Annotated in this window: 18 protein-coding genes and 1 tRNA gene; 7 read left to right on the top strand and 12 right to left on the bottom strand. The window is 66.4% G+C overall.

The annotated features are described in order from the left end of the window. Positions 1-11 precede the first annotated feature (11 nt). Positions 12-470 (top strand): ribose-5-phosphate isomerase, encoded by a 459-nt coding sequence (locus CURSPS6_RS08165; protein ID WP_030015448.1) that lies wholly within the window; start codon positions 12-14, stop codon positions 468-470. A 142-nt stretch (positions 471-612) separates the two neighbouring features. On the opposite strand, the gene galK is transcribed toward CURSPS6_RS08165, so the two are convergent. Genes galK through CURSPS6_RS08150 form a run of 3 tightly spaced genes read right to left on the bottom strand, consistent with a single transcriptional unit; the run spans position 613 to position 3,853 of the window. Continuing rightward, on the bottom strand, positions 613-1,938 hold the full coding sequence (gene galK / locus CURSPS6_RS08160; RefSeq protein WP_030015446.1) for a galactokinase: 1,326 nt from the start codon (positions 1,936-1,938) through the stop codon (positions 613-615). Continuing rightward, positions 1,935-3,062, bottom strand: a complete 1,128-nt coding sequence (galT, locus tag CURSPS6_RS08155; RefSeq protein ID WP_030015445.1) for a galactose-1-phosphate uridylyltransferase — start codon at positions 3,060-3,062, stop codon at positions 1,935-1,937. The genes galK and galT overlap by 4 nt, the downstream gene beginning before the upstream one ends. Beyond that, a complete protein-coding gene (locus tag CURSPS6_RS08150) occupies positions 3,059-3,853 on the bottom strand; it encodes a DeoR/GlpR family DNA-binding transcription regulator (protein WP_030015444.1) in 795 nt (264 codons plus the stop codon). Before CURSPS6_RS08150 ends, galT begins: the two co-directional genes overlap by 4 nt. A 216-nt stretch (positions 3,854-4,069) precedes the next feature. On the opposite strand from CURSPS6_RS08150, the gene CURSPS6_RS08145 reads away from it, so the two are divergent. From CURSPS6_RS08145 to CURSPS6_RS08135, 3 genes are read left to right on the top strand one after another with little or no spacing between them, the layout of a single operon-like run. Next, positions 4,070-5,746, top strand: coding sequence for a sodium:solute symporter family protein (locus CURSPS6_RS08145; protein ID WP_030015442.1), 1,677 nt, complete (start codon positions 4,070-4,072; stop codon positions 5,744-5,746). 27 nt (positions 5,747-5,773) lie between these two features. Continuing rightward, positions 5,774-6,118 carry a hypothetical protein gene (locus CURSPS6_RS08140; protein WP_030015441.1) on the top strand — a complete coding sequence of 115 codons (345 nt, stop codon included), beginning with the start codon at positions 5,774-5,776 and terminating at the stop codon, positions 6,116-6,118. Beyond that, positions 6,118-7,074, top strand: coding sequence for an aldose 1-epimerase family protein (locus CURSPS6_RS08135; RefSeq protein WP_051687750.1), 957 nt, complete (start codon positions 6,118-6,120; stop codon positions 7,072-7,074). The genes CURSPS6_RS08140 and CURSPS6_RS08135 overlap by 1 nt, the downstream gene beginning before the upstream one ends. A 69-nt stretch (positions 7,075-7,143) precedes the next feature. Here CURSPS6_RS08135 and CURSPS6_RS08130 read toward each other — a convergent pair whose 3' ends face one another. Further along, a complete protein-coding gene (locus CURSPS6_RS08130) occupies positions 7,144-7,869 on the bottom strand; it encodes a VTT domain-containing protein (protein ID WP_030015439.1) in 726 nt (241 codons plus the stop codon). A 155-nt stretch (positions 7,870-8,024) separates the two neighbouring features. Between CURSPS6_RS08130 and CURSPS6_RS08125 the strand changes: the two genes are divergently transcribed. Further along, positions 8,025-10,244: a RecQ family ATP-dependent DNA helicase gene (locus tag CURSPS6_RS08125; RefSeq protein WP_030015437.1), complete on the top strand. Its 2,220-nt coding sequence runs from the start codon at positions 8,025-8,027 to the stop codon at positions 10,242-10,244. 36 nt (positions 10,245-10,280) lie between these two features. Here the strand turns inward: CURSPS6_RS08125 and CURSPS6_RS12815 are convergent, their stop codons facing one another. From CURSPS6_RS12815 to tadA, 8 genes are all read right to left on the bottom strand, one after another. After that, positions 10,281-10,826 carry an ATP-dependent helicase C-terminal domain-containing protein gene (locus CURSPS6_RS12815; RefSeq protein ID WP_235503698.1) on the bottom strand — a complete coding sequence of 182 codons (546 nt, stop codon included), beginning with the start codon at positions 10,824-10,826 and terminating at the stop codon, positions 10,281-10,283. 8 nt (positions 10,827-10,834) lie between these two features. Then, positions 10,835-12,847 carry a helicase-related protein gene (locus tag CURSPS6_RS12355; protein WP_030015433.1) on the bottom strand — a complete coding sequence of 671 codons (2,013 nt, stop codon included), beginning with the start codon at positions 12,845-12,847 and terminating at the stop codon, positions 10,835-10,837. A 35-nt stretch (positions 12,848-12,882) separates the two neighbouring features. After that, on the bottom strand, positions 12,883-13,821 hold the full coding sequence (locus CURSPS6_RS08115) for an ornithine cyclodeaminase family protein (protein ID WP_030015432.1): 939 nt from the start codon (positions 13,819-13,821) through the stop codon (positions 12,883-12,885). Between the two features lie 209 nt (positions 13,822-14,030). After that, positions 14,031-14,118 (bottom strand) — tRNA-Ser (locus tag CURSPS6_RS08110). Positions 14,119-14,199: 81 nt separating this feature from the next. Beyond that, positions 14,200-14,850 (bottom strand): TetR/AcrR family transcriptional regulator, encoded by a 651-nt coding sequence (locus CURSPS6_RS08105; protein ID WP_030015431.1) that lies wholly within the window; start codon positions 14,848-14,850, stop codon positions 14,200-14,202. Further along, positions 14,847-17,309, bottom strand: coding sequence for a YhgE/Pip domain-containing protein (locus tag CURSPS6_RS08100; RefSeq protein WP_030015430.1), 2,463 nt, complete (start codon positions 17,307-17,309; stop codon positions 14,847-14,849). The genes CURSPS6_RS08105 and CURSPS6_RS08100 overlap by 4 nt, the downstream gene beginning before the upstream one ends. Next, positions 17,306-18,004 carry a hypothetical protein gene (locus CURSPS6_RS08095; RefSeq protein WP_030015429.1) on the bottom strand — a complete coding sequence of 233 codons (699 nt, stop codon included), beginning with the start codon at positions 18,002-18,004 and terminating at the stop codon, positions 17,306-17,308. Before CURSPS6_RS08095 ends, CURSPS6_RS08100 begins: the two co-directional genes overlap by 4 nt. Positions 18,005-18,212: 208 nt before the next feature. Continuing rightward, complete coding sequence (gene tadA, locus CURSPS6_RS08090; RefSeq protein WP_030015427.1) at positions 18,213-18,683, bottom strand: tRNA adenosine(34) deaminase TadA; 471 nt, start codon at positions 18,681-18,683, stop codon at positions 18,213-18,215. 30 nt (positions 18,684-18,713) lie between these two features. Between tadA and upp the strand changes: the two genes are divergently transcribed. After that, complete coding sequence (gene upp / locus CURSPS6_RS08085; RefSeq protein WP_030015426.1) at positions 18,714-19,352, top strand: uracil phosphoribosyltransferase; 639 nt, start codon at positions 18,714-18,716, stop codon at positions 19,350-19,352. Positions 19,353-19,993: 641 nt separating this feature from the next. Next, positions 19,994-20,800, top strand: a complete 807-nt coding sequence (locus CURSPS6_RS08080) for a winged helix-turn-helix domain-containing protein (RefSeq protein WP_030015424.1) — start codon at positions 19,994-19,996, stop codon at positions 20,798-20,800. Positions 20,801-20,858 lie beyond the last annotated feature (58 nt).

Here is a 20,858-nt window from a genome sequence, read left to right as displayed (position 1 = left end):
AGGAGCACATGATGGGTTTGAAAATCGTAGTCGGCGGAGATAACGCCGGATATCACTACAAAGAGGCGCTCAAGGCGGATCTGGAGGCCGATGAGCGCGTGGACGAGGTCATCGATGTCGGGGTCACCGGGACCGACGACGGCACCTTCTACCCGAATGTCGCCACGGCGGCCGGGGAAAAGGTCATGGCCTCCGAGGCCGATCGGGCGCTGCTGATCTGCGGCACCGGCCTGGGCGTGGCCATCTCGGCGAATAAGGTCAAGGGCATCCGCGCCGTGACGGCCCACGACATCTACTCGGTTCAGCGTTCGGTGCTGTCCAATAACGCGCAGGTCCTCTGCATGGGCGAGCGAGTCATCGGGCTCGAGCTGGCGAGGACGCTCGTCGACGAGTGGCTCGGCCTCGAATTCGACCCGAACTCCTCGTCGGCCGCCAAGGTCGACGCGATCTGCGCCTACGAAGGCGACTAGGGCTGTGAGAGCGATTTAGGCGAGCGGGGCGTCTCGGCTCTTGAGGGCCGAGACGCCCCGCAAGCCATCACGCACCACGACGTCCCGTTGCCCCCGTCGAGCGGGTGGCGACGGGGCGTCGTCGCTGTCTTCGGCCCGGTGTTTAGGCGTCGCGGCGGGCGGCCTCGGAGGGCGCCGCCTCGAGGAACGCCGGTGCGTTGAATCCCGCGGCCCGGAATGCCTGGTCCACGGCCTCGGCGACGGGTACGACCGAATCCACCGGGACCAGGGCGATGGCCGACCCGCCAAAGCCGCCACCGGTCATGCGGGCGCCGATGGCCCCGGCGCCGCGCGCGGCGTCCACGGCGAGGTCCAGCTCGGGAGAGCTGACCCGGTAGTCGTCCCTCAGCGAGACGTGCGAAGCGTCCAGCAGTTCGCCGAGGCGAACCCAGGCGGGGTCCTCGGCCGAAGGGGCCTCCGAGGCGAAGAGCTCCTTGCACCGCTCGACGCGGAAGACCTCGGTCCACACGTGGCGAACGAGCCCGGTCATGGATTCGGCGTCGTGGCCCTCCGGCATCTCGATGGCGCCGCGCTCTAGCGTCTCGTCCCACCGACGGAGCATGGTCTCGAGGTCTGCCTCGGTGACTTCTTCGCCCAGTGCGTCCCGCAGCGTCGGCACCCCGAGGGCGCGAGCCGCGGCCTCGCAGCCCGCCCGGCGATGGGCGTATTGGCCATCGGCCAAACGATGCGGGGCCCGGGTATCGATGACCAGCAGGACCAGGCCGGCACCGGCGACGTCGATCGGGATGGGCCGCGAGGAAAAATCACGGCAGTCGATGGTCAGCACGGAGCCCTCGCTGGCGCGCAACGAAATGGACTGGTCCATTCCGCCGGTGCTGGCACCGGCGATCTCGTTTTCGGCCCGGATGCAGGCGGCCGCCAGTCGGGCTCGACCGGCATCGGTCGCGGCCAACGGCTCTCGGCCGTGGTCGGTCGCCGATGCCAAGGCATCGATGGCCAATGCCACGGAGCACTCCAAGGCGGCGGACGACGAGAGCCCGGCCCCCATGGGTACCGCGGAGTCGATGACGAGATCCGCCCCGGAGGCTTCACGGCCCGCGGTTCCACCCGCAATTCCTTCGTGGCTCATGGCCCAGGGGACACCGGCGACGTAAGTCAACCATCCAGAGAGCGTTCCCGGGGCCAGCTCGGAGAGATGAACCGATTGCGGTTCGCCCGGCTCCTGCGCCGAGGCGGCCCGGATCAGGTCGTCGGTGCGCGGTGCCACCGCAACGTACGTCCGGTGCGGCAGGGCCAGCGGGACGACCGTCCCTCCGTTGTAGTCCACGTGTTCACCGATGAGGTTAACCCTCCCGGGCGCCGAGAAGACGCCCCACGGTTCCGCGCCGTGGGCTTCGACGAACGCGGCCCTCACGGCTTGGACGCTCTCCTCCGCGGAGGGGGCACTATTCCACTCGATATCGGTCACGGTGCGATCTCCCTCAGTCGTTGGGCGATGCGTTCGGGGGTGGTGTCGTTAATCCAAGCGCCCATGGCGGACTCCGAGCCCGCCAAGTACTTGAGCTTTCCTGGCGCCCGCAACAGGGAGAAGACGTGCAACCTCATGCGAGAGATGTCGTCGCCTCCGCGCACCGGGGCCTGATGCCAGGCCGCGATGTAGGGAAGGTGCTCGACGGATTCGAAGAAGCGATTCAGGCGAGCCAGGAGGTCGAGGTACAGATCCGTCAGCTCGTCCTTCTCGGCGTCGGTGAGCTCGGTAAAATCGCGGGCGGCCCGGCGTGGCATGACCATGAATTCGACCGGCCACTTGGCGGCAAACGGAACGTAGGCCACCCAGGAGGCGGTCTCGGCGACGACGCGCACGGGATCGGTCAGCTCGGCCTCCAGGACGTCTCCCAGAAGGTCCCCTCCGGTTCGCTGCCGCCATTCCCGTGCTTGTCGGGCAACGTCGGCGGTCTCCGGGGGGAGGTAGGGGTAGGCGTAGATCTGTCCGTGCGGATGATGGAGGGTGACTCCGATCTCTTCCCCGCGATTTTCGAAGGGGACGACCTGGGCGACGCCGTCCAGGCGCGAGAGCTCGCGGGTGCGATGGGTCCACGCCTCGATGACGGTCCGGGCCCGCCGATGCCCGAGTTCGGCGAACGAGCCCTCCCAGTCGGAGGTGAAGCACACGACCTCGCAGCGACCCGCGGGGGAGGTTTCGTGGAAGAGGGGCTCGTCGCGGTACACCTCGAGGGGGCCTTGGAGTGAGGGGAAACGGTTCTCGAACACCACCACGTCGTATTCCGGTTCGGGAATTTCGGACGGGACGGTGCCGCGGCCCGCCGGGGCCAAAGGGTCCTCATCGGCGGGAGGCAGGAAGGTGCGGTTCATTCGGTGCGCCGCCAGTGCCACGTGAGAGCCGGTCAGCGGGTCGATGCGGATGCTCGCGGCATCGTGAGGAGGCATGACCCGTGCGTCGAGCGGGCGGGGATCATGGACCTCCCGCGTCGCGGCGCCGGAGAGATGGGGTTCCGTATCGTCGAAAAAGATGATTTCTCGGCCGTCGGCCAAAGTCCCCCGGGTGATTCGCGGCGAAACCGTCTCTGTCATGATGCAATGACCACCTTCTGTACCTTGTCTTCCAGAAATTCGCGGGCCTCCGCGGGAATGCCCGAGTCCGTCACGACGACGTCCACCTCGGACCACTCGGCGAACCCCGCGAGGCCCGTGGTGCCCCACTTGGTGTGGTCGAAGATCGCCACCACGGTGCGCGCCGATTCGATGAGCGCCCGGTTGGTGCGGGCCTCGGCGAGATTCGGCGTGGTGAGCCCCGACGGGCCCGCTCCGTGGGCGCCGACGAACAGGATGTCCACGTGGAGCCTCGTCATGGTGAGGTCGGCGACGGGGCCGACCAACGCGTCGGACGGGGTGCGTTGTCCGCCCGTGAGAAGGACGTGATGGGGATTGGCGGGGGCCTGCCCGGGGGAGACGTGCTCGGCCGTAAAAAATTCCTCGGCGACGGGCAGGGAATTGGTCACGATCGTCAGGTTGGTGATGCCTCGGCGGCCGGTCAGCTCTTGGGCCAGGCGGGTGCACGTGGTCCCCGCCGAGAACCCCAGGGATTGATCGGAGGAGACCATCTCGGCGGCGGAGGATGCGATGGAGCGTTTGGCATCCGCGTTGCGCGACATCTTGTCCGCGTAGGCCGGTTCGAGGACCGACGTCGTGGCCTCGGCCCCGCCGTGGATTCGATTGAGTAGCCCCTGGTCATCCAGATCCGCAAGGTCGCGGCGGACCGTCATGGGGGAGACGTTCAAGATCTCGGCGAGGTCCTGGACGTGGACTGCCCCGTGTTTCTCGACCTCTTGGACGATCCGCTTCCTGCGTTGTTCGGCGAGCATGGTCACCCCTTTCGGACACCCCAGCGTATGAACCAGCATCAGTATGCCACGAAACGAACAATAGTAAACATCGCCTCGTCAGCGGGGGGATTCTCATAGTGGTGCCGATGAGCGGTTGACAGCCCCCAACCTGCGTGTAAGCTGAATGCAAAATTCAACAAATGTGAACATCAACGCACAATTCTGTGCGTGATCGAACTTTCCAGGAGGCAAGCGATGTTGCTTGCAGATGCCAGTAGTAGCATCCGGCTGTCCCTTTCATGGGTCGACTATCTGATGCTCTTCCTCTACTTTGCGACCGTGATCGCCATCGGCATCGCGGCCAAGCGCCGGGTCAAGACCAGCATGGACTTCTTCCTCTCGGGTCGTTCCATGCCGGCCTGGATCACCGGCCTCGCTTTCGTCTCGGCGAACCTCGGGGCCACCGAAATCCTGGGCATGGCGGCCAACGGCGCCGAAATCGGCATGGCCACGTTGCACTACTACATCATCGGCGCGGTGCCCGCGATGGTCTTCTTGGGCCTGGTCATGATGCCCTTCTACTACGGCTCCAAGGTTCGTTCGGTGCCGCAGTTCATGTTGCGTCGCTTCGGCAAGGCGGCGCACGCCGTCAACTCGATTGCCTTCGCGGTGTCCAACGTGCTGATCGCCGGCATCAACCTCTACGCGATGGCCATCATCATCGAGGCGATGTTGGGCTGGCCCCAGTGGGTTGCGATCGTGGTCTCCGCGGGCTTCGTGCTGCTGTACATCACCCTCGGCGGGCTCTCGGGTGCCATCTACAACGAGGTCATGCAGTTCTTCGTGATCGTCGCGGGCCTGGTTCCGCTCACGATCGTGGGATTGCATCGCGTGCACGGATGGTCCGGCCTGAAGGAGGCGCTGATGCACACGGAGGGCGTCAGCAGGTTGCACCTCTCCACGTGGCAGGGCACGGGCATCGGCGATGTCACCAACCCGATCGGGGCCAACTGGCTCGCGATCGTGCTGGGCCTCGGCTTCGTCCTGAGCTTCGGTTATTGGACCACCAACTTCACCGAGGTTCAGAGGGCGTTCTCCGCCAAGAACATGTCTGCCGCCCGTCGTACGCCCCTGATCGGCGCTTTCCCGAAGCTGTTCATCCCGTTCATCGTCGTGGTGCCCGGTCTGATCGCGGCGGCGACCGTCGGTAACCAGTTCGCCGACGGCTCGTTGACCTATAACGACGCGATCCCCAAGCTCATTCAGATGTACCTTCCCTCCGGCGTCTTGGGCGTCGCGGTGACGGGTCTGATGGCCTCGTTCATGGCCGGTATGGCCGCCAACGTGTCCAGCTTCAACACGGTGTTCACGTACGACATCTGGCAGGAATACATCAAGCCCAACATGCCCGACCTCTACTACCTGTCGGCGGGCCGGTGGGTCACCGCGGTCGGCGTTGTCATCGGAATCGGCACCGCCTTCTTGGCGGCGCAATTCGGCAACATCATGACGTACATGCAGACCCTGTTCTCGTTCTTCAACGCCCCGCTGTTCGCGGTGTTCATCTTGGGGCTCTTGTGGAAGAGGATGACCCCCGCGGCGGGTCTATGGGGGTACATAGCGGGCATCATCGCCCCGACGATCGTCTGGATCGCGTACCTCAACGACGAGTCGCTCTTCGGGTCGGCCACCGCGGAAACCATGTATGGCGCGATCTACTCCTTCGTGGCCGTGATCGTGGTGTCGGTGATCGTGACCTACATGTCCAAACCGAAGCCGCTGTCCGAACTCAAGGGGTTGGTCTACGGTGTAGGCACCGTCGACATGAAGTCCGACGTCGTCGCCGGCGACGCCGCCTGGTACCGCTCGCCGGCACTTTTGGGCACCGCCGCCCTGGTGCTCTGCGTGCTCCTCTACCTGCCCTTCCTGTAAACACTCACACTGACTAGGAGAAATACGATGAGCGACAACGTTTCTGAGACTCCGGACCTTGTGAGGCTGAGCGAGGGGGAGAAAAACGAACTGATTCGGCACACCCGACGCACGGATCTGCGCCGAATCATCGGTGGGCTGTTCGTGATCTACGGCGTCCTGGTGACCCTGATGGGCATCATCGATCCCGCCGCGGACACCGCCAAGACCGGTGGCATCCACATCAACCTCTGGACGGGCATCTGCATGCTGATCGTCGGCGGGTTGTTCTTCCTCTGGGATCGGCTCGCGCCGGTTCCGGCGGAAGACATCGTGGCCAGCGCGGAGTCCGTGGAGATCAAGAAGGCCGAGGGCGAAGGGAAGCTGGACTAGTGTTCGGCTCCTGCCAGGGAGAGGTCCACGAGATCGCCGGCCATGGTTTCTCGGCGGCCATCGCGGAGGTAGGCGCCAGCTTGGTGTCCCTCCGCGGGCCGTCGGGGCATCTCGTGCGGACCACTCCGGCCGACGGTCTTCGGCCCGGCTGCAACGGCGCGATCCTCGCGCCCTGGCCGAATCGCATCCGAGACGGTGCGTACGAATTTCATGGCCGGACCCATCAACTGCCGCTGAGCGAACCGGAACGCCATAATGCGGCTCACGGGCTCGCGCTGTGGGAACGCTGGAGCGTGGTCGAATCCCGGCCCGACGGTCTGGTGCTCTGCCTGGACCTGGTGCCCCAGCCCGGGTATCCGTTCGCGATCCGCCTTGAGGTCGAGTACGAGCTGACGGAGCAGGGCCTGGACTGGACGGTCATCGCGACCAACGCGGGTTCGGACCCGGCCCCTTACGCGGTCGCGGGGCATCCGTACCTCGTGGCCGACGGGGGAGACGGGTCCACGCCCGGATCCGTGGGCGACTGGCGACTAAAGATTCCTGCCGGGGTATATATTGAGGCCGATCCGGAGCGGTTATTGCCGGTGGACACCCGATCCGTGAACGGCACGGAGGCCGACTTCCGGGAGAGCCGGCGGTTAGGGGAGACGCCCTACGACGTCGCCCTCGGCGGAATATCCCGGCAGGCCGACGGAAAGTTCCGGTGCGAACTGACCGACCCCCAGGGCGGGGGAGTTTTTCTGGAATGCGGCGGCGAGATCGGCTGGATTCAGGTTTACACGGATGACCAGCCGAACGGGCTGCCGGGACGACGCGCGGTGGCCGTCGAGCCCATGAGCGCACCGGCGGATTCGTTCCGGTCCGGGCAGGATCTGACCGTGCTCGCGCCGGGCGACATCCACCGGGCCTGGTGGCGCATCGGTCCCATCACGGGCGGGGAGCCCTCAGGATCCTAAGACAGCAAAGCGGCGGCACCCTCGGGGTGCCGCCGCTTTGTCGTGGCCGGCGTTGCTTCCGTCCGGGGGTCAGCCTTCCCTGGTGGGGGCGGCGTCTTCCGAGGAGGCTTCGCGCAGTTTCGCCTTCTTGCGCTCGCGGAGAACCTCGAGGCCGATCGGCACCACCGAGAGCAACACCAAGACGATGACGATGATGTCCACGTGCTCGCGGATGAAGGTCACGTTGCCGAGCCAGACGCCGGCGAAGGTCAGCAGGACGCACCACAGGAGCGCCCCGATGATGTTCCACTTGGCGAAGTCGGCGTAGCGATACTTGGCGATGCCCGCGGTCAGCGGCACGAAGGTCCGCACGATCGGTACGAACCGGGCGAGGATCAGCGCCTTGCCGCCGTACTTATCGAAGAAGTCGTGAGCCCGGTCGAGATTTTGGTAGTTGAGGATGCGGCCCTTTTCGGAAAACAGGCGCCGCCCGAAGAAATGGCCCAACATGTAGCCGACCTGATCGCCGAGGATCGCCGCCACGGAGACCGAGGCCAGGAGGACCCAAAGGTTCAGCCCGAGCTGTTCGTGGAGCAGGCCCGTGGTGAAGAGGAGGGAGTCCCCCGGAAGAAACGGAAAAAGCACCCCGGACTCGATGAACACCATGAGCGATACGAGCCCGAGAACCCACGGACCCGCGCTGGAGAGTACGTCTTCCAGATTGAAGCCCAGCAGGCCCACCGACGGAGTGGGCAACATGTTCAATGCCTGAACGTGCTGGGGCAGGTGGATACCGAGATCCGCGATGACTGACATGCACATACCTTGTGTCGAAGAAAGAGGGGAACGCCGAGGTTAGTCTACTGGAGGCAACCTGTGTAGGCGCTGTGCGGGTGCCCGAGGTTTGATGCCGGTGGGTGGTTTTCCACAGGGGTGCTCGGACCCGTTCGAGGCTCTGTCAGACTGGAGGCATGACCGTTGCTTCACAGGATTCCGAGCTGTATCACCGCGCCATCGCCCACCTCCGAGCCTTGACCGGCCGGGAGGACGCCGAATTTCATCCGGGGCAATTCGAGTCGATCCGAGCCCTGGTCGAGGACCGGGCCAGGGCCCTGGTGGTTCAACGGACGGGCTGGGGCAAGTCCGCTGTGTACTTCATCGCATCGCTGCTGATGCGGGAGCTCGGCGGCGGGCCCGCACTGATCGTCTCGCCCCTTCTGGCGCTCATGAGGGACCAAGTCTCCGCGGCGGAACGCGCCGGAGTCCGCGCCGCGGCGGTGAACTCGGCCAACGCGACGGAGTGGAACGACATCCGCTCACGCATCGAGGCGGGCGACCTCGATGTCCTTCTCGTCAGCCCGGAACGGCTCAATAATCCGCGATTCCGCGACGAATGGATGCCCACCCTCATGCGGAGCTGTTCCCTGTTGGTGATCGACGAGGCCCATTGCATCTCCGACTGGGGGCACGACTTCCGGCCCGACTATCGACGCATCCGCGACCTCATCGCGAGGCTCCCCCAGGGGGTCCCGGTGCTCGCGACCACGGCGACCGCGAACCACCGCGTGGTGGCGGATGTCCAGGAGCAATTGGGCGTCTCCGTTCAGCGGCGCGCAGAGGGCGACGGGCAGGTCTCGGCGGGCGGGGACCGGAACGGGGATCCCGGGACCGCGGAAACCGACGGCATCTTCACCCTCAGGGGGCCGCTCTCCCGCCACAGCCTCCGGCTCGGGGTCCTTAACCTGCCGGACAACGCGGCTCGCATCGCGTGGCTCATCGAGCATCTCCGGGATCTCCCCGGTAGCGGCATCGTCTACGCCCTGACGATTTCGGCGGCGGAAGACACCGCGCGGATCCTCACGGAGTCGGGATACGAGGTTCGTGCCTACACCGGTCGCACGGACACGTCGGAACGCGAAGAGGCCGAGGCGGCGCTGAAGGGCAACGCGGTGAAGGCCCTCGTGGCAACCAGCGCCCTCGGCATGGGCTTCGATAAGCCGGATCTTGGATTCGTGGTGCATCTGGGCGCGCCGTCATCTCCGGTGGCGTATTACCAACAGGTCGGTCGTGCGGGTCGTGCGACGGACAGCGCCGACGTCCTCCTTCTGCCGGGCCGTGAGGACCCGGAGATCTGGAAGTACTTCGCCACGGCGTCGATGCCGACCCAGGAGAACGCCGAAGCGGTCCTCGGTGCGCTCGCGAGCGCCGGTCGGCCGATGTCCGTGGCGGCATTGGAGTCGGCGGTCAACGTCAAGAGAACTTCCCTGGAGCTGCTGCTTAAGGTGCTGTCGGTCGAAGACGCCGTCGAACGCGTCCAGGGAGGCTGGGAAGCGACCGGTCGGCCGTGGCGCTACGACGCCGAACGATACGAGCGCATCGCGGAGGCACGACGCCGGGAACAGACGGCCATGCTCGACTACGAATCGGGGTCGACGTGTCGGATGCAGTTCCTCGCGGATCAATTGGACGACACCACCGCGGAGCCTTGCGGCCGATGCGACGTCTGCGCGGGGCCGTGGTACCCGAGCGATGTCGACGCCGAGTCGTCGCGACGCGCCAAACACGGGTTGGTCCGCGTCGGCGTTCCGGTCGAGCCGCGCGCGCAATGGCCCAGCGGCCTGACCAAGCTGGGGATCGACCGCAAGGGCAAGATCCCCGAATCGGAGCGCGCCGAGCGCGGACGTGCCCTGGCCCGGCTGACGGACCTCGGGTGGGGCAATCGCCTCCGAGAGATCTTCGCCCGTGATGAAGCCGGCAGGCCCCTCGACATGGAGGTTCCTCCCGACGTCGGTAAGGCGTGCGTCGGGGTGCTTGCCGAGTGGGACTGGTCAGCCCGGCCCGTGGGAGTGGTCTCGGTTCCTTCGTCCTCGCGTCCCCGCCTCGTCGACTCCCTGGCCCGGGGGCTGTCGGGCGCCGGGAGATTGCCGTATCTCGGATCGCTGGAGATCTCACCGGATGCCGCGGCGCGTGCGCCCCAGCGCGGCGGCAATAGTGCGTTCAGCGCGGCCGCCGTGTGGGGGCGGTTCAGCGTGGGGCCCGAGCTAGCGAATCGGCTCGAGGGGCTCAGGGGGCCGGTGCTCCTGGTCGATGACCTGATCGATTCCCGGTGGACGATGACCATGGCCGCGCGAGAGCTGCGCCTGGCCGGCGCGGAGGGCGTTCTTCCGTTCGGGCTGGCGCTCCAAGGGTGAACGCGGGATCGAGCGTGGCAGGACGCCTGGGCCGGCTCAGCGCTCGGAAGCTCGCTTGGTCTTGGCGGTGGCCACCGCGTTCCACGGGTCCTCCGGCCACGGATGCTTGATGTACCGACCGCGATTTTCGGCGCGGACCTGCGGATAGACGTTGGTCCAGAAATTCGAGAGATCCTGCGTGACCGCCAGGGGTCGCCTCGCCGGAGAGAGCAGGTGCAGAACCACCGGGACTCGTCCATCACAGATTCTCGGTCCTTCGGCCCATCCGAAGCATTCTTGTAATTTCACGGCCAAAACCGGCGCGGCAGGCTCGGCCTCGTGGTCCTCCGGCGCGGGGTACGTCAATCGCACCGAGGACCCGCTCGGCACCGAGATGCGTTCGGGCGCCATATCGTCCAGGCGGGATGCTTCCGGCCACGGGAGGAGGCCCCGCAGGGCCGAGACCGTGTCCACCGACGTGGGCGAGCCGCCCGAGGCGATGGCGTCGAGGCCCTGCGCGAGCCAGGTGTCCGCGGTGGCGGCGAGCGTCGGTAGATCGACCCTGGGCCACGGATCGCCGAACACCGCGTGAATGAGCCCCACACGCGCCCTCAACGTTTCAAAGGCTGGCGAGGGCGAGAGGAAGTCCTTGAAGCCGACGCGATCGATCGCGTCCCTGACGGCGCGGCGTCCCGCCTCGAGCGATGGACGCCGCGGAGCCGACGACAGCTCGATCGCTCCCAGCGCGGTGACGTCTCGGGACGTGACCTTGCCGCCCCGACGAGACGCGTCGAAGGTCGCGACCTCCTCGTCGCGGAGCATCTCCGCCGCGGCGAGTTCCGCGGTGTCGGGATCCAAGACCGCGGCGGCTCGGATGACCGGGCCCCGTGGACCAGGGCGACGTCGGCCACCGCCAACCACTCCTGTCCTGCGAGGCTCGACCCCCGGGGCAGTGCCGCCCCGGTTCCGGAGGTCATGAGGTATTCGTCGCCGCGGTCGCGACGCCGTGCAATACGGTCGGGGAAAGCGAGGGCGGTGACGAGCGCCGTCGACTGCTCGGTCGCGTGCCCGCCCTGGTCTTTCGCGCCGACCTCGCGCATGAGCCGTTCGACCTCCTTCCGCCAGGTCGCGCCACCCTCCCGCTTCAGGCTCCTGACGGCGGCCCAGAGATCGGCGCCGGGGGCTCTCGAGTCCGAGTCGATGGCCGCGAGGACTTCGGCCGCGGCCCGGGGGCCGACGAGGTCTGCGCCGTCGAACAGCGCCCTCGCGAGCCGGGGATCGGTGGGAACCGCGGCAAGGCGTCGCCCGGTCTCGGTCGCGTGGCCATCCTCGTCGATCGCCCCCAGGGTGCGGAGCAGCGATCGGGCATTCTCGTGGGACCGGGGCGGAAGCGGGTCCGGAAGGCGCAGTCCTTCCCCGCCGGGGGCACCCCAGCACGCCAGGTCGAGGACCGCGGAGGTGAGGTCGCTGGTCGCTATCTCCGGGGGCGTGGAGGCGGGCCGGGCGGCGAAGTCCGCCGAGCTCAGGCAGCGTACGACCGTGCCGGGGGCTTCGCGGGCGGCACGACCCCCGCGTTGAATCATCGAGTCCTTCGAGGCCCCCACGGTGACGAGCCCGCTCATCCCGCGGAGCGTGTCCAGCCGCTGTTGCCGGTCCAGGCCCGCGTCGATCACGAGTCGCACCCCTGGGACGGTCACGGCGGATTCGGCCACGTTCGTGGAAACGATGACGCGCCGGGGCCCGTCGCCGACCGGCCGCGGTGAAAGGATGCGCTGCTGTTCCGCGGCGGGAGTTCGCCCGGTCAAGGTCATGATCTCGACGTCCCTCGGAGCGAGCCCTCGAATGAGTCCCGAGACCCGGTCGATCTCCCGGGCGCCCGGCAGGAAGACCAGGGCGTCGCCATCGGCGGCATCGAGCTGCGCCACGACGGTCTCGGCGACGTGGCTCAAGAATCCGGGCGTCACGCCCCGAAGATCCAGGGGCGGCGTGGGCGACGGCGCCCATCGTTGCGTCAGATCATGGGTCCGGACGGTGGCCGAGGCGATGCGCGCGGGCCCGGCCTCCGTGCCCAGCAGGTCGGCCCAGCGCGATGCGTCGAGGGTCGCGGACATGGCGATGACCGACAAATCGTCCCGCATCTGCGCGAGCTGGGTCGTCATGCCCACGGCCAGGTCCGAGTCCAGGTGTCGTTCGTGCACCTCGTCCAGCACGATGCAGCCCACGTCGGCCATCTCCGGGTCGCGGATCAAGCGCCGGAGCAAGACGCCGGTGGTCACGAATTCGACCCGGGTTGCCGCGGAGTGTTTCCGCTCCCCGCGCACGGTATAACCGCTGAGGTCGCCGACCGGGGTGCCCGAGAGCTGCGCCAGGCGATGGGCCGCGGATCTTGCCGCGATGCGTCGAGGTTGGGTGACCAGAACCTTGCGCGCCGCCCCGGTTCCGTGGGCGTCGGCCGTGGCAAGGTTTGCCATCAGCGGCGGGATCACGGTGGTCTTCCCCGACCCCGGCGGCGCCTCGACGACGGCGCGGCGCACGCCCTCATCGCGCCACCACCGGGTCAACAACGGAAGGAGTTGCGCGGCGGGCAGGGCGTCGGCGATGTCGTCGAGGGGGAAAGTCTTCACGTCAGGTCTCCGTGGCCGAAGGCGACCGGCCGGGGCTAGCCCGGAAGATTCTCGAAGAGGGCCTTCGCGGTCACGAGGTCCTGCCAGCCCATGCCCACGGTCTTGAACAGGGCCGGGCGGGACGTCGTGCGCTTTCCCTCGGAGACCATGGTGGACAGGTCGCGGAGGTCTTCCCTGCGAAGGAGGTGCCGCTGAATCGCGATCGCGGCGTCGCCGGCTTCGCGCAGTGCGGTGTCGACGTCTTCGACGTAGAACGCGGCCCGGCGGGCCAACGCGTCGTCCGTCTCCCGGGCGTCCGGCGTGTGCGATCCCATCGCCACGACGACGGCGCCGTCCCGCACGGCTTCCCCATCGAAGAGCGGCTCGCTGGCCGCGGTGCAACAGGTGATGATGTCGGCGCCGGCCACGTCGTCTTCCGAGGCGGTCCGGGCGTTGAAGCCCTCCGCGTTCAGGGCCGCGACCAGACGATCCGTTTTATTTCCGCTGCGCCCGACGATGCCGACCCGCGAGATTTCGCGCACGGCGGCCACGGCCCGGACGTGGTACTCGGCCTGGGGGCCGGTCCCGAAGACGAGCAGATCCGAGGCGTCCGGGGCGGCGAGAATGTCGACACCCAACGCGGAGACGGCCGGCGTGCGAATCGCGGTGAGCGCGACGCCGTCGATCAGCGCGAGCGGGGCGAGCGTGTCCGCGTCGAAGAGGAGGTACTGGCCCTGGATCTTGGGGAGGCCGCGCTGAGGATTTCCCGGCCCCACGGTGAGGATCTTGACCCCCGCGTAGTCGCCAAACTCGCTCGGCATCATGAGGAATTCGCCGTGGGTGAGCCCAGCCGAGGTGCGGGTGTGGGCCTGCGAAGGGTCGAATCCCTGCAGAAGGGCCTGCTTGAGGGCGTCAACCGCCGCTCTCATGGGCAGATGAGCCAGGACCTGCTCGGCGTTGACGGTGCGAATATCGGGAGACGACAACTCGGACATGAAACCTCCACGGCCGCTCGCGATGAGTCGGCCGGCTAAGCGATGGACTGCGATGCGAGTCTACCGACCCGGATGCGAAGGGGCGGCCTTTCCTCGGGGTAGTACGATTTTTCAACCGATGAGCTGAATGGGGCCGCGGGCATGGTGACCCGCACGCGAAAAAGCCCCCACATCCCGGTATATCAAGGATGTGAGGGCTTCTCACTGAGCGGTGACGGAGGGATTTGAACCCTCGGTACGGGGTTACCGTACACGACATTTCGAGTGTCGCACCTTCGGCCGCTCGGACACGTCACCAACTTCGGTTACTTTACCGACTCGGCGAGCCTGACTCAACTTGGGGCCGTCCGATTCTCCGCTGCGGACCTGTTGGCTTGCTCACTCGACGGGGCCCAGGATGTAGCCATCGACCAGTTTCGATACCGCCCTGGTCGCGTCCTGAGTGGTCCTGGCCGAGTGGTTCATCTCCCGATCCATCGCGAGCATGAACGTCGCCCCAAAGATGGCAACGGCCATCGACGCGCTGTCCGGCGTAGGGGAGACCTCGTATTTCTCCGAGAGGTCCTCGACCAATTCGGTCACGCGATCGATGATCACGCCGCGTTGTTCCGAGAGCACCGGCGAGCTGGCCTCCCCGTTGGGGCGCCACATCTCGGCGATCGCGAGTCGCGCGAAACCCGGCTGGGTCTCGAGGAACCGCAACGCCGCGATGGTGGCGCGGGTCAAGCGCTCGCGGGGATCATCGACCTCGTCGACCGCGTCGTCGATGCTTTCCAGAACCAGGTTCACGCCGTACCGAAGCAGCCCGTCGACCATCGACTTCTTGGAGCCGAAGTTGTAGTAGACCGTGCCTTTCGAGACGCCGGCCTTGGCCGCGATCTCGTCGACCGTGGTCGCGGTCGGGCCCTTCTCGCTCATGATGACCATGGCCGATTCAAAGAGCTTGAGCTGGGTCCGGGACGTGCGTCCAGGTCGGCGCTTGACCGTGGGTCGGGGTTTGCCAGCGCGTGTTTCCTCCGAGGTGCTCACAGCTCGACCTCCGGATTCAGCTTGGACAGCGTCCACGTCCGGCTCTTGACGGACCCGAGCAGGCTGATCGCCACGCCGAGGATCAAGAAGCCGACGAGGATCAGGACCAGCAGCGGGACCGAGCTTTCATTGACCCCGTAGGCCAGGCGTCGGACACCGGTCAGCGCGTACCCCATGGGCAACACGTGGTGCATCCATTTGAGGGGTTCCGGCAGGGTCTCGTAGGGCATCATGCCGCCACAGGTGACCAACTGGAGTATCAGGAGGATCAACACCAGAAGCTTGCCTGGCGACCCGAGGAGGGATATCAGCCCCTGTCCCAGCGCGCTGAACGTCACGGAGGTCAGTAAGAGGAACCAGAAGGTCAGCCACGGGTGGGTCATCTCGAATCCGAGCCCGAACCGAACCACGGCGAAGAGGACCACGGTCTGGGCAACGGCGACCACGGCAAACGGCCCCCACGAGCCCAGCGCAACGCGGAAACTCGACGTCCCGGACGCGAGGGCCCGATTATTGCTGGCCCGCAAGAACTGACCGGCCATGAGCACGCCGATCCAGAGGGCGAGCACGATGAAGAACGGTCCCATGCCCTCGCCGTAGTTGCGGGCCGAGGCCAGCGAACTGTGGTTATCCGACACGGGGTCGGACATGACCGAGGCCAGCGTCGACTGCTGGTCTCCGTTGAGGTTCGGGACCTGGTTGGTTCCGTCGCGCAGACCCTTGGTCAGGTTCTGCGACCCGCTCGCGAGGTCTCCCGAGCCACCCTGGAGCTGAGATGCCCCCTGATCGAGCTGGGAGGAACCCTGGACGGCCTGATCGGTGCCGTCGGCGAGCTGTTGCGCCCCGTCCCGGGCCTTGACCTGGTTGTCGTAGAGCTGCTGGGAGCCCTGGACCAGCTGTCCTGTTGAACCCGCCAGCGTGCCGGCGCCGTTCTTGAGGTCCTGGGCGCCGTCGTTGACCTTGGCGGCGCCCCCGGAGAGCTCGCCGGTCTTCTGGTCGATGGTTCCGGCCCCGCTCGCGACCTGCTGGGCGGCGTCGTTGGCGTTCTTGGCGCCATCGGCCACGCCGGCCGCACCCTGATCCAGCTGGGCAATTCCGCCCGTCAGCTGCGAGATTTGCGCGGCCACGGTCGAGGATCCGTCGGTGGCGCAGTTCGAGTCGCGCAGTTTCTGCAAAGACGCGGCGGGCCCGGAGCTCTCCGCGGCATTGAGCTTGTCGGTGGCGACGCTAGCCAGGCGATCCTTGGTGTCCTGGCCCGATACCGAGCGGGTGATGTTGTCGGCCTGATCCTGGGTGAGAACCCCCTGCTTCACGAGGGCATTGACCTGCTCCGATGTGGCGGTGGCGGCTTCGGAAGCGACGGCGTTGGAGACGTCGCTGCCGAGCCTTCCGCTCGGATCCGAGGTGTTCGCCGCGGAGAGATCCTGACACATCGCGGTCAGGTTCTGTCCGAGGTCATTGATCCCGGAGGCCTGGACCTGCTGATTCAGCGTGGAGGCGCCCTGGGCGACCTGGCCGGCGCCATCCGAGAGCTTCGCGGTCCCGTCCGCGAGCTGGGAAGAGCCGCCGGCGAGCGTCGAGGTGCCCTGCTTGAGCTGTGCGGAGCCGTCGGCTAGTTGCTGGGTCCCATCCGCGAGGGTCGAGGCGCCGCCGCTGAGCTGTTGGGCACCGCCGTCCAATTGCTGGGTGCCCGAAAGCGCCTGCGCGTTGCCGTCGACCAGCTGGTTCTCGCCGTCGACGAGCGCGTGGGAGCCCTGATTCAGTTGCTGCGCACCGCTGGCCAAGGACGAGGTTCCGTCCTTGAGCTGATCCACGGCGGACGAGAGGTTGACGGCGCCGTCGGAGACCTTCTGGGAACCGTCGGTCGCCTTGGACATCTGCTGATGAATGTCCGTGAAGCTCGCGAGCATCTGCTGGGAGGTCTGGTCGCCGACCTGCGCGGCCACCTCGTCACGGATCGTCGTTCCGGCCTTGGCCACGATGTTGGTGAGCAGGTAGTTGTTGGCGTCATTCGTGACGATTTCCAGGCCGGCCTTCTGGGGATCCACCGTGCCCGGCTTGCCGTTCTCGTCCGGCGCGAAACGGGACGTCGAGAGCAAGCGCTCGGAGAAGTCCTGGGGGATCACGATCGCGAAGTCGGTCTCGCCCTTGGTCACCTGGTCGACGGCCTCGTCGCGGGTCGAGACGTCGTGCCAGTCGAAGGTTCCGGAGTCGTGGAGTTTGTCCTTGACGCTCTGGCCGGTATTCATCTGTTTGCCGTCGGGACCCTTGGCGCCGGCGTCTTCCATGACGATGGCGCCACTGACGTGATCGACCTTGCCGTACGGATCCCAATTGGAATACAGGTAGACGCCCCCGTAGAGCAGGGGGACGCAGGCGAGCGCGACCATGACCAGTTTGGGGAAGACCCCGCCGGTCATGCGCTTGAGTTCACTGAGTGCGAGTCGGATGGCGGTCACGCGCTCTCCTCCTGAATGTGGTTCGATTCGAAAAGCTGGTCGAGGCCCAACCCCGCGGGGACATGGGGAGTTTGGGTCGGGTGCCCGACGACGGCCCTGAGCCCGTGCCAGGATTCGCTGATGTGGGGGACCACCGCGACGACGGTTCGGGGGTGATCCTCGTCGTGGGCGAGCTCGTGCAAGAGCGGAAGCCACGTCGCGGTGTGGTTAGCGTGACGTGAGGGGGTATCGAAGACGAGGAGGTCGGCCGACCGATCGTGGCGAGCCAGCGCGGCCATGAGTCGGATCCGCTGCGTTCCCGTGAGCTGTTCGTCCCAGAGGTTGTCGAGGTCCTCGAGCCCGTTCTGTTCGAGCCACGGCCCGGCTTGGGGGCGGCGCAGAAAGCGGTGGGGCATGTAGGACAGCATCTCGGCGACGTAGTCGCGCACCCGCATGTGGCTCTCCATCTGATTGACCTCGGGAGAATCGACGATCGCGGAGGCCTTGCGCAGGTCCTTGCTCCGGGTGTTGCCGTCCCACGAGACGACGCCGTCCCCGGGCTTCATGCGGCCCGTGAGGGTCAGCGACAGGGCCGAACGTTCGAGCTGCGAATTGGCCTGAACCAGAATGAGCTCACCGAGTTCGACGGTGAATGAGGTCGGATAAATCAGCGGGGCGTGACGCCCCTTCGATTGAAGATCCTCGACTTCGAGCACGGAATTACTCCTTGAAAACGAGTCATCAGGGGGAAAGGGGCCCGAGGCGGGGACTGAGCGAGCGGTGCGAGGACGCGCAGAGGGGGTCGCGGTGCGGGCGGAGCGATGACACGATCCACCTTAGTTGAACTGACCGGTCAGTTCTACCAATGCCTCCGCCACCGGGTGTGATTCTGTGCACCGCGGATGGTGGCGGGCGCCGCGATGGTTAAGAGCCGCGCTTCGCGGCGAAGAAATCTCGCAACATGGCGGCGCACTCTTCGCGCCGGACGTCGGGAAACACCTCGACCCAGTGATTGAGCCGGCGGTCTCGCAGGACGTCGAAGACCGAGCCCACGGCCCCGGCCTTGTCGTCCCAAGCGCCCATCACGAGCCGGGGAATGCGCGCCAAGAGCGTTGCCCCGGCGCACATCGTGCACGGTTCCAGGGTGACGACCAAGGTGCAGTCGTCCAGTCGCCAGCGTCCCAGGCGCTCCGCGGCCGACCGGATCGCGAGGACCTCGGCGTGTGCCACCGGATCCGCGTCGGCCTCTCGGCGGTTATATCCGCGGCCGACGACGTTTCCACCCGCGTCGATGACGACCGCACCGACCGGGACATCTCCGGAAGCCGATGTTCGGTGAGCCTCGGCCAGAGCGAGTCCCATCCACTCGTGATGGAGCTGTGGATTATGCGTCATGGTTCCATTCTCTGCGGTAGTTTGGGAGCCATGCGAGTCAAGATTCTGGACCATCCCCTGGTTACCCATAAGATCACCGTGCTGCGGGATCGTGAGACCACCTCACCACAATTCCGCCAGCTGGTCGACGAACTCGTGACCCTCCTGGCCTACGAGGCCACCCGGAAGATTCGGGTCGAGCCGAAGACGGTGCAGACTCCCGTGGCTCAGGCCGAAGGATCGGTCATCGCCAAGCCTCGGCCCCTGGTGGTGCCGATCTTGCGGGCGGGATTGGGAATGCTCGAGGGGATGACCCGTCTGATCCCCACCGCCGAGGTGGGATTCCTCGGTATGGCGCGCCAGGAAGAGACTTTGGACATCGTGACCTACGCGGAGCGTCTCCCCGACGACCTGACCGGCCGCCAGGTCTACGTCCTGGATCCGATGCTGGCCACCGGCGGCACCCTGATCGAGTCCATCAAGTTCCTGCGCAATCGCGGGGCCGACCACATCACGTGCCTGTGCATCCTGGGCGCCCCCGAGGGGCTTCAGGCCTTGGAACGTGGCGTCGAGGGCATGGAGAACGTGGACGTCTTTCTCGCCGCCCGGGACGAGCGGCTCGACGAGAACGCGTATATCGTTCCGGGTCTCGGTGACGCGGGGGACCGCTTGTACGGGGTTGTGGACTGACCAATACCGCGCGCCGTGTGATAAATACCACTGGTCATAAGTCCGCCGCGTGACGAGGAAGAGCTCCTGGGGCAACAGCCATTGTTCGCCCCGGGAGCTTTTTTGCGCCTTCGACGCGGCCCGGGGTGGGGAAATCGATCGGATGCGGTTCCGGACGAACGGGTCCTCGCGAGCCGAGCGGAATTGTACTCGCGAGTTATGTTCTAACAAACCGCGGTTTCCTGGGGGAATGCTGGGTACCGGGCGGGAGGGAGAAAATATGCGATCCCTCCCCCTTGACATGAACCAACAAATGTGATTTTTACATGCTCCCCGGATTCCCGGGCTCGATAGGGGGCCGCATGGTGGGGGAATCGCGGCGATCCACCGTTTTTCCATCAAGCATGGTTATGCATAATATTTTCGTCAGAATGCATATTTGAGACTGATTGTCCCACAATATGGACGCTTCGTCCGATTGTTACTTGCGGGAACCTGGGAACCGGGGGAGCATGGAGGGGCGGGTCTACGCCCCTCGGCGCGAACAAACGTCCCAGACGTTCCGGGTCGGTGGCGGTCCGCATGGTCGTGTCGCTCGTCGCGGCCCAGTCAATCCCACGGCCCCTGCCGTGGTGTCTACATTGTGGAGAAACGGGGATCTTATGACAGGCGCACCCGGATATGTGCACATCTCACAGCGGAATCGTGCGAACGGGACCAATCCCGCCATGCGTCACGCAACCGTCACGGGCCGCGGAGCCGTGGGAGAGCCAACCGACTACCGTTCCCTGCGCGCCATGAATCCCGCCGCCACGACCCATCAGGGAGAGAACGGCACATCGGTCCGTCCCGTCACCGCCGATAACGAGGCGCGAGGATTCGTGCTGTACGTGGGGCTCAACGAGGACGTGGCCGCCCAGAACGGCACGTCGCTGGTGCGCATGGTGCAGGATATCCGCGCCTATGCGCAGACCCTAGTCCCGCAGGCCGAGTCTTACGCCGCGGTCGCCATCGCCCCCGCCGGCGCGGAGGGCAGCGACCTGGAGGTCGTGCGCGACGCGCTCGGCGACCCGACGGCTCCCAAGAGCCAGGCCGAGGTTGCACCGCTGAGCCACATGCCGAGCTCGGAAACGAAGCCGAACCAGCCGGCCGGTGTCCTGATCGATCTCTCGCGCCGTGAGGTCTTCCTCGACGGCGAGGTGCTCAACCTGACCTACAAGGAATTCGAACTTCTGAATTACCTCGTGGAGAATTCCAGCCGCACCGCCGGGCGCGAGGAATTGCTCGAGTCGCTGTGGCGCGACGCCGATGAAACTCCCAATGAGCGCACCATCGACGTGCACATCCGGCGCTTGCGCTCCAAGCTGGGCCGCTTGTCCAACACGGTGAGGACCGTGCGCGGACAGGGCTACCGCTTTTACGAGCACCCCGAGGTCGTCGTGTGGGCGGCCCCCGAATACTCGATCTGAGCCGCCGCGCGGTTCTTCGCCGTCGAGCGGATGCGCTCAGGGCAACGCCGGCCACCTC

The organism is Curtobacterium sp. S6 (genome assembly GCF_000710345.2).
In the GTDB taxonomy this organism is placed as follows: domain Bacteria; phylum Actinomycetota; class Actinomycetes; order Actinomycetales; family Micrococcaceae; genus Rothia.
This window is presented reverse-complemented; position numbering and strand designations above follow the sequence as displayed.